At 67.7% G+C, this 15,937-nt stretch carries 13 protein-coding genes; 7 read left to right on the top strand and 6 right to left on the bottom strand.

The features are described from left to right. Positions 1 to 388: 388 nt before the first annotated feature. Positions 389 to 700, bottom strand: coding sequence for a putative quinol monooxygenase (locus ACWETB_RS20770; RefSeq protein ID WP_003941073.1), 312 nt, complete (start codon positions 698 to 700; stop codon positions 389 to 391). A gap of 108 nt (positions 701 to 808) precedes the next feature. On the opposite strand from ACWETB_RS20770, the gene ACWETB_RS20765 reads away from it, so the two are divergent. The 4 genes from ACWETB_RS20765 (at position 809) to ACWETB_RS20750 (ending at position 6,584) form a co-directional block, all read left to right on the top strand. Continuing rightward, on the top strand, positions 809 to 1,750 hold the full coding sequence (locus ACWETB_RS20765) for a GlxA family transcriptional regulator (protein ID WP_452213348.1): 942 nt from the start codon (positions 809 to 811) through the stop codon (positions 1,748 to 1,750). A gap of 509 nt (positions 1,751 to 2,259) precedes the next feature. Next, positions 2,260 to 3,375 carry a protein kinase domain-containing protein gene (locus tag ACWETB_RS20760; RefSeq protein WP_449743301.1) on the top strand — a complete coding sequence of 372 codons (1,116 nt, stop codon included), beginning with the start codon at positions 2,260 to 2,262 and terminating at the stop codon, positions 3,373 to 3,375. A gap of 91 nt (positions 3,376 to 3,466) precedes the next feature. Then, entirely contained in the window at positions 3,467 to 5,197 is a 1,731-nt protein-coding gene (locus tag ACWETB_RS20755; RefSeq protein WP_348807622.1) for a SulP family inorganic anion transporter, read from the top strand. 160 nt (positions 5,198 to 5,357) lie between these two features. Then, positions 5,358 to 6,584 (top strand): TY-Chap domain-containing protein, encoded by a 1,227-nt coding sequence (locus ACWETB_RS20750; RefSeq protein WP_452213345.1) that lies wholly within the window; start codon positions 5,358 to 5,360, stop codon positions 6,582 to 6,584. A gap of 69 nt (positions 6,585 to 6,653) precedes the next feature. On the opposite strand, the gene ACWETB_RS20745 is transcribed toward ACWETB_RS20750, so the two are convergent. Then, positions 6,654 to 7,841, bottom strand: coding sequence for a lipase family protein (locus ACWETB_RS20745; protein WP_452213343.1), 1,188 nt, complete (start codon positions 7,839 to 7,841; stop codon positions 6,654 to 6,656). 176 nt (positions 7,842 to 8,017) lie between these two features. Here ACWETB_RS20745 and ACWETB_RS20740 point away from each other — a divergent pair, with 176 nt between their 5' ends. The 3 genes from ACWETB_RS20740 (at position 8,018) to ACWETB_RS20730 (ending at position 10,974) form a co-directional block, all read left to right on the top strand. Beyond that, entirely contained in the window at positions 8,018 to 9,052 is a 1,035-nt protein-coding gene (locus ACWETB_RS20740; protein WP_452213341.1) for an ERCC4 domain-containing protein, read from the top strand. Between the two features lie 202 nt (positions 9,053 to 9,254). Further along, positions 9,255 to 9,992, top strand: a complete 738-nt coding sequence (locus tag ACWETB_RS20735; protein WP_449743305.1) for a hypothetical protein — start codon at positions 9,255 to 9,257, stop codon at positions 9,990 to 9,992. 424 nt (positions 9,993 to 10,416) lie between these two features. Continuing rightward, positions 10,417 to 10,974 (top strand): hypothetical protein, encoded by a 558-nt coding sequence (locus ACWETB_RS20730; protein WP_449743306.1) that lies wholly within the window; start codon positions 10,417 to 10,419, stop codon positions 10,972 to 10,974. On the opposite strand, the gene ACWETB_RS20725 is transcribed toward ACWETB_RS20730, so the two are convergent. From ACWETB_RS20725 to ACWETB_RS20710, 4 genes are all read right to left on the bottom strand, one after another. After that, positions 10,898 to 12,253, bottom strand: a complete 1,356-nt coding sequence (locus ACWETB_RS20725; protein ID WP_449743307.1) for an AAA family ATPase — start codon at positions 12,251 to 12,253, stop codon at positions 10,898 to 10,900. The genes ACWETB_RS20730 and ACWETB_RS20725 overlap by 77 nt on opposite strands. Before the next feature lie 206 nt (positions 12,254 to 12,459). Then, the gene (locus ACWETB_RS20720) at positions 12,460 to 13,167 is read right to left on the bottom strand and encodes a helix-turn-helix domain-containing protein (RefSeq protein ID WP_449743308.1); all 708 of its coding nucleotides are present in this window, start codon (positions 13,165 to 13,167) and stop codon (positions 12,460 to 12,462) included. A 124-nt stretch (positions 13,168 to 13,291) separates the two neighbouring features. Next, the gene (locus tag ACWETB_RS20715; RefSeq protein ID WP_452213338.1) at positions 13,292 to 14,479 is read right to left on the bottom strand and encodes an NAD(P)/FAD-dependent oxidoreductase; all 1,188 of its coding nucleotides are present in this window, start codon (positions 14,477 to 14,479) and stop codon (positions 13,292 to 13,294) included. Next, entirely contained in the window at positions 14,476 to 15,840 is a 1,365-nt protein-coding gene (locus ACWETB_RS20710) for an FMN-binding glutamate synthase family protein (RefSeq protein WP_449743310.1), read from the bottom strand. Before ACWETB_RS20710 ends, ACWETB_RS20715 begins: the two co-directional genes overlap by 4 nt. Between the last annotated feature and the right edge of the window lie 97 nt (positions 15,841 to 15,937).

Genomic DNA, 15,937 nt, shown 5'->3' with positions numbered 1-15,937 from the left:
GATGGCGGCGTCCCCCACGCTCGGCGTTTGCGCAAATCAGTGGCTCGTTCGCCCAGTGCGCACATCAAGCGATAGACGCAAAGCCGACGTGATTAGGTCGTCGGTTCGATTCCGACAGGCGGCTCCGGCGAACAGCCCCTGACCTGCGGAAACGCAGGACAGGGGCGGTTCGGTTCTGGTGGTCGCGCGATGCGCTGGCCTCACGGCTCTGCCCGACACCGACGTCGCTCTCCTCTGCGACGGACCCCTCGCCGGCTGAGCGCTCGCGGCCGGCATCCTGTCCGTGTGCCGATAGGCCTCGCACCGCTCGGCAACGCAGCGTGGCGTTGCGTTGCGTCGCGACCTGGCGACGGCTCGGCGGGGCGCGGTCGTCTCGTGCGTTGGCGGACTACGGGAGCTTGGACGCGAGGACGTCGGCCGCCAGGATCTCGGGTGCTGCGCCGAGGAGGTGCTGGTTGGCCATCAGGGCTGCGACGATGGCGCCGTTGGCGTGGGCGTCGCGAGCGGCCTCGTCGGGGAATGCATCGAAGATCCAGAAGGTGTCGGCGTGGGTCCTGACCGCGAACCAGACAATCGTTCCTACTTCTTCGTTGGCGAGCGCGACAGCGCCGGCGAGCAGATCGGCGAGCGCGTCGTGCTGTCCATCGGCCGCGACGATCTTGGCGACGAAGGCATACGGAAGTGACGCGGGTGTGGACATGAGGGGTTCTCCAAAGTGTCGAGGTTTCTTGGTGAAGCGAGTTCAGCGTATGACGAGCAAGGGCATGTGAGAAGTGGCGTATACGGCAGTATTGCTATTGTTTGCGCCATGCGTATCGGACTGATCGCGATCGACGGCTGCTTCGGTTCGGCTGTCGCGTCGGTCATCGACATCGTGCGGGTGGCCGACGGAGCCCGCGGCGATGTCGACCCGCGGATCGACCCGATCGAACTCGCCATCCTCGGACCGAAACGGAGAGTGACCACGACGGCATCGATGACCCTGTCGGTGGACCACCCGCTGTCGGAGTCCGCAGAGTTCGACGTGGTCGTCGTCCCTGCGCTTGGAACCCTCACGGCCGCCGCTACCAACGACGCCCTCCAGAGCCGAGATGCTCGTTCGGTCATCGCCTCGCTCGGGCGCCTCGACGACGCGACCACCCGGATCGCCGCGGCGTGCACCGGCGTGTTCGCTGTCGCCGAGACCGGACGGATGCATCATCGGCGGGCGACGACCAGCTGGTTCCTGGGGCCGGAGTTCCTGAAGCGCTATCCGACCGTCGCCCTCGATCTCGACACCATGGTCGTGGTCGACGGGAACCTCGTCACCGCCGGCGCCGCGTTCGCCCACATCGACCTCGCGCTCTCACTCGTGCGATCGATCAGCCCCGACCTGGCCCAACATGTCGCCAAGCTCCTCATCATCGACGAGCGTCCGTCGCAGGCGGCCTTCGTCGCCTACGAACAGCTCCGGCACGAGGACCCGATCGTCGTCGAGTTCGAACGCTTCGTGCGCACCCGCCTGGACGAACCGTTCAACGTCGCCTTCGTCGCGCAGTCGCTCGGCACCAGCCGGCGCACCCTCGAAAGACGAGTCCGTGCGGCGCTCAACCTCACTCCGCTCGGCTTCGTCCAACGGCTTCGCATCGAACGAGCTCGGCACCTCTCAGCAACCACGGACCTCACCTCCGCCGAGATCGCGCTACGGGTCGGCTACGCGAACGCCGAGACTCTGCGCTCCCTCCTGCGCAGGGAGCGACGCCGTTCCTGACCTATCGCCATGCCTGTAGCCGGTGTCCTAGTGCTCGACTGGAACCACCTCTCAGCACGTCGCGTCGACGCTCCTGCGTCGCCCCTGGACGACCCACTCGACACGCCCGCAGCACAGGCCATGTGACGTGTCCCGGCTTCCCGGACAGTCGGGGTTGGGTGGCTGTGATGTCGCTGCGTTCTCGTCGAGGGGGTCAGCAGACTCGATCAGGGTCGATTGGGATGAGACGCGAAGGCGGTCAGGTCAGGGCGGCCGAAGCCGGCCGGCGGGGTAGCGTCGGTCACGTCGAGGTCTTCCGGATGGATGGCGTAGGAACCTCCATCGTCGGGAGACCTCGACGTCCACCTGCGGACCGACGCGCCGCCGACCTACACCCTCATCTGGGAAGAGCCCGGAAAGCGTGCGTCGTCATTGTCACTCCCGTCGGGTCGGCCGGGGTCGCCCCGAGGTGCGGCCACGCGACGGACCGCACGGCACGCCTCACCGTCCCCGAGTCGTACCGTGGAGCGGTGGCAGGAGCACGGCAGCCGCTTCGCGTGGGCCAGATCATCACCGGCGATACCGGTCACCGCTATCGCATCGACGGCGCGCTCGACGGCGGTGGTTTCGGCGTCGTGTACCGAGCTGCCCGACTGGCGCAAACCAGCGATCGGGTGATCCGGCACGTCTGCGTGAAAGTGTGTGCCAGTGCCGCGGACTGGCACGGCGAGGCACATATGGGAAACCTGCTCGCCGGACGCCGCGAGGTCGTCGAGATCGTCGACTCGTTCGCCTTCGGCACCGGCTCGCGCGGGGTGACCCGCTACGTGATCGTGTCCGAGCTGATGCGGGAGGGCACGGTCGGCGATCTCGTCGACGATCCCACGTGGAACGGCTGGCCGCCGGCGCGAGTGCGCCGCGAACTGCGCGATCTGCTCGGGGTGCTCAAACTGATGCATGCGGCGGGGGTGACCCACCGGGACATCAAGCCCACCAACGTATTCCTGCGCGACGGGCATCTGGCGCTCGGCGATTTCGGGATCGCCAAGCATTCGTTGACCCCCGGCGGATCGTCGCTGGACGCCTACACCCCCGCCTACATGCCGGCCGACGTCGACCAATACCGGCATTGGGGTACCTGGCTCGACATCTATCAGGTCGGGCTACTGGCCTGCACCCTGCTCACCGGGCGGGACTGGACCAACGATGACGTGTCCAGGATCCGTGATCTGCGCGCTCCCGACGACCTCACATGCTGGATCTGGCATGCGACGGCGGCACGGGGCCTGCGCTACGTCGACGGCACCGCCGCGCTCGAAGCCATCGGAACACTGCGCACCGTCGACATGGGCGGCACACGTGGCCCCGCGTCGCTCCGCGATCAGCGGGTGGTGGTCACCGGCCGATTCGAGACCGGCACCCAGGACGAACTCCGCGATCTCATCGAGGACGCCGGCGGCGTCGTGCAGTCGGCGGTCAGCGACGACACGTCGGTGTTGGTGCGGGCACATCACATCGACAGCGCAGTCGGCGGATTCGAGGGACGAAAACTGTTCTCGGTGCGTGAACGCAAACGCCGTGGCCAGACCATCCACGTGATCGATGAGCACCGCCTGTGCCGGTTGGTGGGTCTGAGCCCGGTCTGATCGACCGGCCGGCGCACACTCGACGCGGGACAGCGCAGACTCGACGAGAAACGTCGTCCACTCGACACGGCGAGGACCGATAATCCTCGACATGGCATCACTGTCGGGGCTCGCTCGACTCTTCCCGGGTCTGCACACCCTGCTGCATTACGAACGGTCGTGGCTTCGAGGTGACCTCGTCGCCGGGATCGTGGTGACCGCCCTGCTGATCCCGGCCGGCATGGGCTACGCCGAGGTCGCCGGGCTCCCACCGGTCACCGGCCTCTACGCGACGATCGTCCCGCTGCTGGTCTACGCGTTCGTCGGACCCTCCCGCATCCTGGTGTTGGGGCCCGACTCCTCGCTCGCCCCGATCATCGCCGCGGCCATCATCCCCCTCGCCGTCGTCGACGAGGACCGGATCGCCCTGGCCGGAGTGCTGGCAATCGAGGTCGGCCTGGTGCTGGTGGTCGCAGCGCTGCTGCGGCTCGGATTCGTCACCGACCTGCTGAGCAAACCCATCCGCATCGGCTACCTCAACGGCATCGCGCTCATCGTGCTGCTGAGCCAACTCCCCAAACTCCTCGGCTTCAGCATCGAGGGAGATTCGGCGATCGAGCAGGTCCGCGACATCGTGTACGCGGTGACGCATTCCGAGATCGAGTGGTTGCCCGCGGTCATCGGCATCGTCTGTCTGGCGGTGATCTTCGGCCTCAAACGCTGGCGCAAGTCCATTCCCGGAGTACTCGTCGCCGTCGTCGGCGCGATCATCGTCGTCGCGGCCTTCGGATGGCAGGACCGTCTTCCGGTGGCCGGTGCGATGCCCCGTGGACTACCGTCGCCGCACCTGGGTGGGGTGAGTTGGCACGACGCCCTGTCCCTGCTCGGACCGGCCGCCGGCATCGCGCTCATCGCCTTCGCCGACACGAGCGTGCTGTCGCGGACCTTCGCCGCCCGCGCCGGCACCGCGGTCAATCCCAATCAGGAGATGGGTGCGGTCGGCGCGGCGAACATCGCCGGTGGATTCCTCGGTGGTTTCGCCGTCTCCGCGTCGTCGTCGCGCACCCCGGTCGCCGAACAGGCAGGCGCGCGAACACAATTGGCATCCCTCGTCGGCGCGGTGCTGATCGTCGTCTTCATTCTGGTGGCCCCGAATGTCACCGCCTACCTGCCGTCAGCGGCACTGGCGGCGGTGGTCATCTCCGCGGCCGTCTCACTCGTCGACATCCGCGGCACCGCGGCGTTGTTCCGCATCAACCGGGTCGACGGGGCGCTGAGCGTCGTCGCCTTCCTCGGCGTGGCGCTGGTCGGCGTGCTCCAGGGCATCATCGTCGCCGTGGTGCTGTCGCTGGTGGCGTTCGTCAACCTGGCGTGGCGGCCGTATCGCACCGAACTCGGCCGCGTACCCGGCCTGCGGGGCTACCACGACCTCACCCGGCATCCGGACGCCGAACCCATCGACGGCGTCGTCATCATCCGCTTCGACGCCCCGCTGTTCTTCGCCAACGGCGGAATGTTCGACGACTACGTCCGGTCCCGGGTCGTCGCCGCGCTCGCCGACGGACGCAGCGTGCGCACCGTCATCATCGCCGCCGAACCGATCACCGAGATCGACTCGACCGCCGTCGACGAGTTGGTGGAACTCGACGACTTCCTCCGATCCCAGGACATGAAACTCGTCCTGGCGGAAATGAAGGACCCGGTGCGTGATCAGCTCACCCGCTATCAGCTCGAGGTCGACGGCCGGCCACGATTCGACGATTCGTCGTTCGCCCCCACCACCGGCGCCAAGATCGACGAGATCACCGGACACCTGCGCAGCGACATCGACCCGGCCGGGTGAGGTGCCATCCGGCCGGGTCGTCGAGTCTTCGACGGTTGACGCTCGCCGCGATGTCCCCGACGTAAGGGTCATACAAACAGTGGGATCCTGCGTCGCAACCCTCCAGGGTTCCCGGTCAGACCGTAGCCTCGCTTTAGCAACAGGTCCGAAGGGAAACGACATGGGCGATTTCGACGGCACCATCGGAGCGGCCTGGAGCGAGTACCGCGTCGAGCTCGCCGACCGCCTGGCCCACCTCGCGCCGGGTGCTTCGGTGCTCGCCGAACAGAACCACTCCATCCCCGAGGGCGCCCACGGCGTCGTCGAGTTCACCGTCACCGACGACGACCGGATCTGCGCGACCATCAACTCCGGGGACCTGCACTCGCATCCGGAGACACGGACCGAGCAGATCTGGGGTCTCGGGGTGCTCGGCTGGACTCGGACCGGCGACCACCACTTCCGATCCACCGCCACCCGCGACGATGCCGACGACCTCGCCGCCCGAGTGATCGCCACATTCCGCGAGGTCTGGGATGTCCTACATCCCACCTTCCTCGACGACCCGCACGCCGCTCCCCGCGAATGGGCCCGCGAGGTGGTCACCATCGCCCACAACCACAGCGACCTGCGCGCCATGGTGCACGCGGCACTGGAATCGATGTCGGGCCGTCCGGTGGTCGTCGACCCCGACGGTGACATCCCGATGCCGACGGGCGAGACCTCCTCGTGGCTGCGCATCCTCACCGATCGCCCCACGGTCGAGTTCTTCGGCACGGTCGTCGACTCCGCCGCCGACCTCGGGCGGGCCTACGAGTTCATCGCGACCAGCACCCTGCCGTTCACGGGGATCAAGCTGATCATGCATGACCGATGCATGGTCGCGGTGCTCACCGTCGAGGTCTCCGCCTTCTCCCGCCAGAACCTGGCGGCCGGGATAGCTCAGTGGCTGAACTTCATGGACTTCGGCCGTGCCCAGGTCCAGGCGGCGTTGGCCGGCGACGACACGATCCCCGCCGACACCGGGTCTTTGACGGGTGGGTCCGGGTCCGCCGACACCGACGGGAGCCTGCTCGACGCCGACCTCCCCGAAGCGCTCATCAGGCTCATCGAACTCGACAGCGAACAATGCCCGCTCGAACCGGAACAGGTGGCCGCGATCTGCGACCACGACGCCACCGCCATCCTCGACCACCTCGGCATCGCCGAGGAGCAATACATGATCTGGACTCACGCCGCCGACAATGCCGCGATCGCCGGCGCCGACTCCCGCGAAGGTGAATGCCGCGCCGAATGGGAGGCGTGGGCGGCGACCGCACGCCAACTTCGTGCGGCACTGCGGGTGATCGCCTTGACCGGTGATCACGTCGCCGAACGTGGCACCGACCAGCATCCGACGGCGCACTGACGGCTGACGGCACGTCGTCCGGGCTGACGCCGCGGGTCTCCCACCCGCGGCGTCAGTTCGTTCAGCAAGTCAGTTCGTCGGCCAGGCCAGCGTGTCGGCCCACTTGTGTGCCTCGGTTTCCGCGTAGGCACCGAGACCGTGCGTGGCCCCCGGGTATGTCCGGTAGTCGATGCGGGCACCGTTGGCCCGCGCACGATCCACCCACGCCGAGGTGAACGCGGCCGGTGCAATCGGGTCGAGCAACCCCTGCTGGATCAGCATCGGGGCCTCATACCCCGAGTCGGGAACGTTGGAGTTGGCACGGACCGCGTCGAGCAGCGGTCTTTCCGACAGCGGCCGGGACACCATCTGACCGACGTTGTATTGGCTTGTCGCCGGGCTGAACTCGGGGTAGCAGGCGGTGGCGGCCTGGTCGACGAGTCGCTTGCCCAGCGGCGTCAGGTAGGAGTCGACGTCGATGTCGGGACGCGACACCTTGAGGCCGGCCAGCACATAGGAGACGTAGGTGACGTAGTCGGGGATGGCGACCGGGGGCACGCCGGGCGCGACAACCGCCAGCATCTCGGCGATGTCGACGGGCACCGACTGGGCACTGACACCCACATTGCGCAGTTCCGGTGCGTAGGTCGGGGCGAGATGGCCGGCGAAGATGGCGCTCTGCCCGCCCTGCGAGCCACCCGACGTGAGGTATCCGGTGCCGGCGGTGTTTCCGTCGCCGTACCGCTCGACCACGGTGCGCGCGGCGCGGACGGAGTCGATGACGTTCTTGCCCTGCATCTGTCCGTCGGAGTAGGCGTGCACACCGGGTCCGCCGACACCTGCGTACTCGGAGGCGACGATGACGTAGCCGTCACTCAACCACGGTCCCATCCAGTCGTGCCAGCGTTCCTTGCCGTTGATGCGCACACCCATCCGGTCGGTCACGGTGCACTCGTCGCCGAGTCCGGCGGTGCCGTGGGCCCACGCGAAGATGCGGTACCGGCCGTGCGGGTTGGTCTCGGGGATCGACACCGTGGCCTTCACCGGGACGAGGTCGCCCTGGGCGTTCTCGGAGAGGTAGGTGACGGCGATGACCTTCGTGGCGCCGGTCATGCGCGCATCGGGCTGGTCGGTGATGTCGGTGGAGCTGATCACCGTGCCGGCACCGGGCTTGGCGGTGATGGTCGGCTGCGGGGCGGCCGACGCGGTGGGCGTACCCACGAATGGGATCAACCCGATCAGCAACACACTCAAGACCACCACCCATTTGCGAAGCACGTGGCAGGTCCCCCCTTCGTCATCGTCGGCGCGAGGTCGAGGAGATCACTCGACGCACTGGCACTGGGTCCAACGAGTGCTTAGGTTAGCCTAAGGAGTTGCCGGTGAGGTATCCGGTGTGCCCGGCGTCGCGTCGAGGCAGGTCGGCGGGTGTTGTGTGAGGCATGCTGGAGGCGATGTCCGACGAACTGCTGATCGCGCACAACCCGGAGGAAGGCACCACGCTGCCCTACCTCGTGCGGCTGCCGCTCGGTGACGACGGAATCGTGCTGAAGACACGCGAGACCTGGCCGCGCACGTCCAAGGTGTATTGCCACCGCGTGGTCGGGTGGCCCGACGACGCCGAGATCATCGAACGGGTCGCCATCCGGTCCATCACGCGGCGTGGTGCAGCGATCGACCTCGTCCTCGATCGTGGTCGCGAGAACCGCTCCCAGTTCGTCCTCACCCGCGCGCGGGGACGCGAGATGGTGTTCTGGCAGTCCCGCCGCACTGCGAAGCAGGCGCGGCCGAACGTCACCACGCCGACCGCTCGGGCGCACGGCCTGGCGCTCGACATCGTCGTCGACACCCGGGAACGCTATGCCTACAAATTCTCCGCGCAGCAGGCCCAGGTGGTTCGCCGCAGCCTGCCGGTGGGTGACTACGCCGTGTTCGACGACGACGCGCTGGTGGCCACCGCCGAACGCAAGAGCATCGACGATCTCGCGTCAAGCCTGTTGTCGGGCAAGCTCACCTACGTGCTCGCCGACCTCTCTGCACAACCCCGCGGGGCGGTGATCGTCGACTCCGGGTACTCGGCCCTGTTCAAACTCGAACACGTGTCGGCGTCCGCGGTGGCCGATGCGGTCGGCGAGGCGCAGGCCCGGTTTCCATCCGTACCCATCGTCTTCTGTGAGACGCGCGCGTTGGCGCAGGAGTGGTTGTACCGCTGGTTCGGTGCGTGCCTGAGCGAGTGGCGTCTGCACCGGACCGCGGAGTCGTCGGAGACGGCGCTGAGTGAGACGGCGCTGAGTGAGACGGCGCTGAGTGAGACGGCGCTGAGTGAGACGGCGGCTGCGTCCCTGGTTGACGCCTCCGGCGCGGATCGCCCGCCCGCTCCGGCCGTCGTGCGGTCGTGGGCACGGGCGGCGGGGATCGCCGTGTCCGATCGGGGCCGGATCTCCGCCGAGGTGGTTGCCGCCTTCCGCGCGGCGCAGGCGTCGCCCTGACCCGACGCACTCGCGGCCTTCCGTGGTGGGTCTTCCGTGGTGGGTCTTCCGTGGTGGGTCTTCCGAATGACCCTGGTGACACGACAATTCCGGCAGTTCCAGCGTCCGGGTTGAGTTCGACGCGCTGCGCGCTACATTGGGTCCACTGCGGGCCGGGTGCCGGGTCCGCGCTCGAGGTATCACACAGGAGCGGGGAACAACCGTGAACAGTCCGCAACCACCGCAGGGCCAGTCCCCGTATGGCCAGCCCCAGTACGGTCAACCCCAGTACGGTCAACCCCAGCAGGGACAACCGCAGTACGGGCCGCCGCCCCAGTACGGACAGCCTCAGTACGGTCAACCACAGCACGGACAGCCCCAGCACGGGCAACCCCAGTACAGGCAGCCCGGGCAGGAGTACGGACAGCCACCGGCATCCCCCGCATATGGCGCGGCGCCGGCCGGTTACGGCGCTCCCGCGCAACAGCCCGCGCAGCAGTCTTATCCGGCGGCCGGTCACGCCGCCCCGCCGGCCCATCCCGGACCCCAGGGAGTCGCGGGTCAGCAGCAAGGAATCGCGCTGACCACCAAGTACTTCCCGCTGTCGTGGATGCTGGCATTCTTCAAGCCGAAGATCGCCATCGACGGGCACGAGTTGCCGGTGACCTCGTGGGGCCGCAACGAGATCCCGCTACCACCCGGCCAGCATCACCTGCACGTGCATGTGCCCTACCTGCTGCCGCCGCGCATCGGGCCGGCGGATCTGCCGGTCATGGTCCATCCCGGTCAGCCGGTGGAACTCGAATACCGCGCGCCGGTGTGGGTGTTCAGCGGCGGATCGCTGGGCCCCGCACCGCAGAAGTACAACGGCATGGGCGCGACCATCGCGATCTTTGCGGTGAGCATGTTCCTGTTGCTGATCATATTCATTCTGATGATCGTGGCGGCCTCGGCCGGGTGAGGTTGCGCCTCTGAGCGTTTCGACGACGATGACCCCACCCGAGATCGGGTGGGGTCATCACATCGGGGTCATCACTTCGGGGTCATCACATCGGCGGGGTCCGGCGTCGGATCACACCCACATCCACAGCCATTGACGACTGCGCGGGTCGTAGCGACGAACGCGGCGACGACGCGTGGCGTGGGCTTGATTGGTGGTGCGGCGCGGTGCGGCCATGGGGAGCTCCTTCTCGGTACTCGGGGTGAGATCGGCTGTGTGCGTTTCTCTCTGACGTGCTCCACGATGACCGGCCGGTCTGCCCGCACGATGGCCGTGCGCTGTCAGACTGCTGTCGGGATTGCGCATGTGAGGGGGGTCACCGACCGATGAGTTTTGACGAACTCTTGTCGCGTCGAGGGCTTACGGCGAGGGGATTACCGGAACGGTGAGTCTGTTCGATCTACTGCCCTCGCTGAAAGGGGTTCTGGTGACCCGCTCGTTCGATCCCCTGACCTGGCCGCTCCCGATGACCTCGACGGGAGCCGACATTCGCGTCGGCGAACTCGACCTGCGCGAGGAGTCATGCCGCCGCAAGCTCGCGTTCTACCTTGACGACGACGGTCAGCCGGTGTGCCAATCACTATGTGCGCCAACACAGTGGTTCCCGGTGCTGGTGACCCGGGTGCGCTCCGCCCAGATCACCGGCGGCCGGGCGATCCTTCATGTCGACGCGGCCGTGCCGCTGCCCACCGCCGTCGCGGACCTGGCGTTTCCGGGCAATACGCTGGCGGGCGCGCGGATGATGGACGTGACCGTCGTCGACCTCAACGGTCACCGCCGCACGGTGCACGCCGAACTGCCGGCCAACGTGGTTGCCACCGGCACGATTTCCCTCGCGCTGCGATCGATTTCCGTGCCGGACCCGCTCACAGATACGTGCCCATCGGCAGAGACGAGGCGTACTCCTGCCGATCGATCACCGACAGCAGCGAGCCCGTCGTGACGGGCGCTCCGGCGAGCAGGATGGCGCGTCGGACCGTCTCGACGATGTCGGCTCCGTTGCGTCCGTCCGGAAATGCCGCGATCACCCGCTCGACGTCGACGTCGGAACCCGGCACCTTGTCGAGGAGCCCACGCACGATGGTGGCGGCAGCCGCATCCGACGGCGCATCGAGTTCGATGATGCTGTCGAAGCGTGCCGCTCGGGTGGCCGCGCCGTCCAGGGCGCGAGGATCGTTGGTCGTGGCCAAGGTGAGGACACGATCGGACTTGGCCGCACCGTCGAGGGCGGCGAGCAATGCACCGAGCCCGACGTCGTCGCCGTCACCGCGGCGGCGCACGTACAGGTCGATGTCGTCCAGAATGATCACCGACGGACCGAAAGTCGCTGCCTGTTCGTAGATCTCGGCGAGCACGTGTGATGCGGCCGAGGCCGTCGGGATCAGGATCGTGAAGTCACCGGCGAGTTCGGTTGCCACCACGCGTGAGACCGCGGTCTTGCCGACCCCCGGCCGCCCGGCGATCAGCACGCCATAGCTGGAGGAGAGGCCGGCGGCGCGCAGCGCGTCGCTGCGTTCGGTCACCGCGTCGACGGCCAGATCGATTTCTCGCCACACCGATTCGGGAACCGACACCTGCTCCCGGCCGACCGAGATGGATTCCAGAACACTGAATGTCAGGGCACCATACTGTTGTCCGACCGACAGCACCCGGCCGCGCAGCGGGTTGCGCTCAGCGATGCGACGCCGGATCTCCGACATCGCCGCGCGTGCCACATCGTCGTGCCCCGGGGCGACGAGCACGGTGAGGCTCGAGCTCGGACGGTCCGTGTTGACCGAGCAGGCGATCGCGAGTGGGGTGTCACCGAAGGGGTTGTCGCCGAGGAAGATCAAGGTGGCGTCGGCCGGCGCCGAGTACTCCGACGGCCCGACCCGATGATGAGCCCAGCTCGGTGGACCGTCGTCCTCGTCCGGACCGATCCGAGGCCGGCCCTCCTCGATCAGGTCGGCGAGCACCAGGCCGGCGGCCACCACGGTGGCCGACGCCAGCGGAAGCATATGCGCCACCAGTTCGTGCCGACGATGACCCAGATGCTCGGCGAGGAACTCCGAGAATCCCTGCGCCCGAGTATCGCTCGTCTCCGACAGGAGCCGGCCGAGGAACGTCACGGTCTTGCGTACCCAGTAGTCCTCTGCGGCAAGCAGATCCGCCAGCGTCGCGCCGCGGGCGGCGGGGGCGGCCGCGGGCACGTCGGCGTCGGACATCGGGCCGTCCGGGATCATCGGAGTCTCCAGTGGGTCAGTCCTCCTTGCGGGAGCGAGGTTTTCGGGGCGACTCACTGTGACATGTCCGGGCGGGCGGACACAACGGATTATCGGAGACAACGGATGACTCTGCGGGCTGACGGACTTCCCCGTCCTGCCGAGTGAAGGACGGATTGCCCGTTGCCGCCGGCCGGGCCGCGGGTCGAGGCAGGCGGTGGGAAGCGTCAGACCGCGGAGTCGGGGAACGCGATGACCGACAGGAAGCGCACCGGGAGTTCGATGAGCGCGACCGGACCGTGCGGGGCCTCGCCGTCGAGTTGCATCGAATCACCCGGCGACAGGCGATACACCGACCGACTGTGGGCGTACTCCATGACGCCTTCGATCATGTACAGGAATTCGGTGCCCGGATGCTGGAAGAGCGGCTGGGTGACGGAGTCCTCGTTGAGGGTGACCATCAGGCATTCCAGGCGTTTGTGCTCGCCGCGGAGTGACCCCAGCAGTTCGTAGTCGTGGCCTTCGCGTGACCCGGCGCGCACGATTCGCGAACCCTCCCCCGACTTCACGAATACGGCCGAGCGTTCGACATCGGCGCCACGGAACAGTGAGGTCACCGAGATGTCGAAGGCCGTCGCCAGTCGGGCCAGTGTGGCCAGGCTGCAGGAGGTCTGCGCGTTCTCGATCTTCGACAACATCGCCTTGGAGATGCCGACGCGAATGGCCATCTCCCCCACCGTGAGCCCCAGCTGCTGACGCAACCGGCGGACGTTCGTGGCGATCGCGGTCTCGAGTTCGAGTTCCTCGACGGACTGATCCGGAGTGCGATCACGCGCGGTTCCCGACTGGTTGCGGATCAGCGCAGCTGCCGATGACCCCGAGTCGGCGTCGGTGGTCTCCGGATCGACGGTGATCGCGTCGTCGCTCTGATCCATCCCGACAGCATATCGGGAAACGTCGTCCACTGACAGTGACCCTGACGAGTCGGCCACAAGGAACCGCGGGAGCTCGGCGACCACACCGTCGCCGCGCTCACCGCGGCTCAGTGCGCACACGCACTCACCTCATCTCGCCCGCCCCGACATACGGGAAACAGGTCTTGAGCAGGTCGTTCTCCGCGAACCGCGTGAACCGGAAATCGGCTTCGGGAATCCGCGGGTCGCTGCTGCGGCCGTCGACGACGAGGTCGGCGACGAGACGACCCACGGCCGGCGAGATCTTGAACCCGTGGCCGCTGAACCCGGCGGCGATCACGAGTCCGTCGAGCGGACCGCGGGAGATGATCGGGTTCCAGTCCGGCGTGACGTCGTAGCAACCGGCGTAGCTGGAGGTGATGGCCGCCTCGGTGAAGTCCGGGAAGCGGGTGCCCACCTTATCGACGGTCAGATCGAGGAAGGTCTCGTCGGCGCGGTTGAGGTAGCCGTCCGGGTCGGCGATCTCCAACTCCTGCAGATCGCTGTTTCCGAACAGGATCTCACCACGTACGTCGGGGCGGACGTACTGCAGCGACACGAGGTCGGAGAACACCGGGACGTCGCCGATCTCGACGCCGGGGTGGATCATCACGATCTGCTCGCGGTGCACCTCGATCGGCACGTCGATGCCGTAGGCCTGCAGGAATGGGCGGGTCCACACACCGGTCGCGACGACGACGGTGTCGGCGGAAATGGTGTCGCCGTCGGCCAGGGTCACCCCGGTGACCCGATCACCGTCGACGAGCAGCCCGGACACGCTGGTGCCCTGACGAATTCGGACACCGCCGGCGCGCGCGGACGCGGCGAAGGCCTGCGCGGTCTGATAGGCGTCGCCGTATCCGCCCCGTTCCTCCCAGCCGAACGCCGCGAACGGTTCGAGATCGGCGGCCGGCCACATCGTGGCCACCTCGTCGCGACCGATCTCCTCGGTCTGCACCCCGACCTCACGTTGCGCGGCCATGCTCTTACGGAGGTTCTCGACGTTGGGTTCGCCCACGCCGACGACGTAGCCGGTCTGCCGGAACCCGATGTCGGTGCCGAAGATCTCCTCGGCCTTCTCGAACACCTCGAGGCCGACGGCGGCCATCGCGGCCAGCGAGCTGACCCCGTAGTGGCAGCGGACGATGCCCGACGACTTGCCGGTCATGCCGCCGCCGACAGTATCACGTTCGCACACAACGACATCGGAGATGCCTCGCTGCGCCAGGGCCCATGCGGTGGCGGCCCCTTCCAGGCCGCCACCGATGATGACGACGGATGCGCTCTGACTCACAGTCCTGCTCCCGCTCCGGGAATCCAGGAGGTTCCGGCGAGGGGAACGCGCGCCATAGCGGCGGCCTCCATGGTGATGGCGACGAGGTCCTCGGGCTCGAGGTGCTGCAGGTGTGCCTTGCCACAGGCGCGGGCGATGGTCTGGGCCTCCATGGTCATGACGCGCAGGAAGTTGGCCAGGCGACGACCACCCTCGATCGGATCGAAGCGTGCCGACAGCTCCGGGTCCTGCGTGGAGATGCCCGCCGGATCCTTGCCATCCTGGAAGTCGTCGTAGAAGCCGGCGGCCGAACCGAGCGCCTCGTACTCCGCCGACCAGCGAGGATCGTTGTCGCCGAGTGCGATCAGGGCGGCGGTGCCGATCGCGACGGCGTCGGCGCCGAGTGCCATCGCCTTGGCGACGTCGGCACCGTTACGGATGCCGCCGGAGACGATGAGCTGCACTCCACCGTCCCCCGCCGCTCCACTCGCCCCCTTGCGATGCACCCCGAGCTCCTGAAGTGCCTGCACCGCTTGCGGAATGGCGGCCAGCGTCGGGATGCCGACGTGCTCGATGAACACGTCCTGGGTGGCGGCGGTGCCGCCCTGCATGCCGTCGACCACCACGACGTCGGCGCCGGCGTGCACCGCGAGTTTCACGTCGTAGTAGGTGCGGGTGGCGCCCACCTTGATGTAGATGGGCTTCTCCCAGTCGGTGATCTCGCGCAGCTCGTTGATCTTGATGGCGAGGTCATCGGGGCCGGTCCAGTCCGGGTGGCGCGAGGCGCTGCGCTGATCGATGCCCTGGGGCAGCGTCCGCATGGCGGCCACACGCTCGGAGATCTTCTGCCCCAGCAGCATTCCGCCGCCACCCGGCTTGGCGCCCTGACCCAGCACGACCTCGATCGCGTCGGCCTTGCGGAGATCGTCGGGGTTCATCCCGTAGCGCGATGGGAGGTACTGGTAGACGAGGTTCTTCGACTGCCCGCGTTCTTCAGGGGTCATCCCGCCGTCACCGGTGGTGGTGGAGGTACCCACCTCGGAGGCACCGCGGCCCAGTGCCTCCTTGGCACCGGCGGACAGTGCACCGAAGCTCATACCCGCGATGGTGACCGGGGTGTCGAGATGCAAGGGGTACTTGGCGTTACGCGATCCGAGGACGACATCGGTGTCGCAGCGCTCGCGGTAGCCCTCGAGCGGGTAGCGCGACATCGACGCGCCGAGAAACAGCAGGTCGTCGAAGTGGGGAAGTTTGCGCTTGGCGCCCCAGCCGCGGATGTCGTAGATGCCGGTGTCGGCGGCACGCTGGATGGCGGCGATGGTGGTGCGGTCGAACGTCGCGGACTCACGCAGTCCGCGTTGCTCGTTGGTGAGTTCGGTCATGGCGGGCTCCTGGTGGAGGTGGATGAGGCGGTGGTGGGGGCGCCGTGGCGTCGTGCGGTTCCGTAGGCCGGTCGCGGTACGTCGGGCTCGGAACGTC

This window comes from Gordonia sp. NPDC003950, assembly GCF_053605205.1.
The sequence above is the reverse complement of the archived record's forward strand: the minus strand, read 5'-3'. Positions and strand labels throughout refer to the sequence as shown.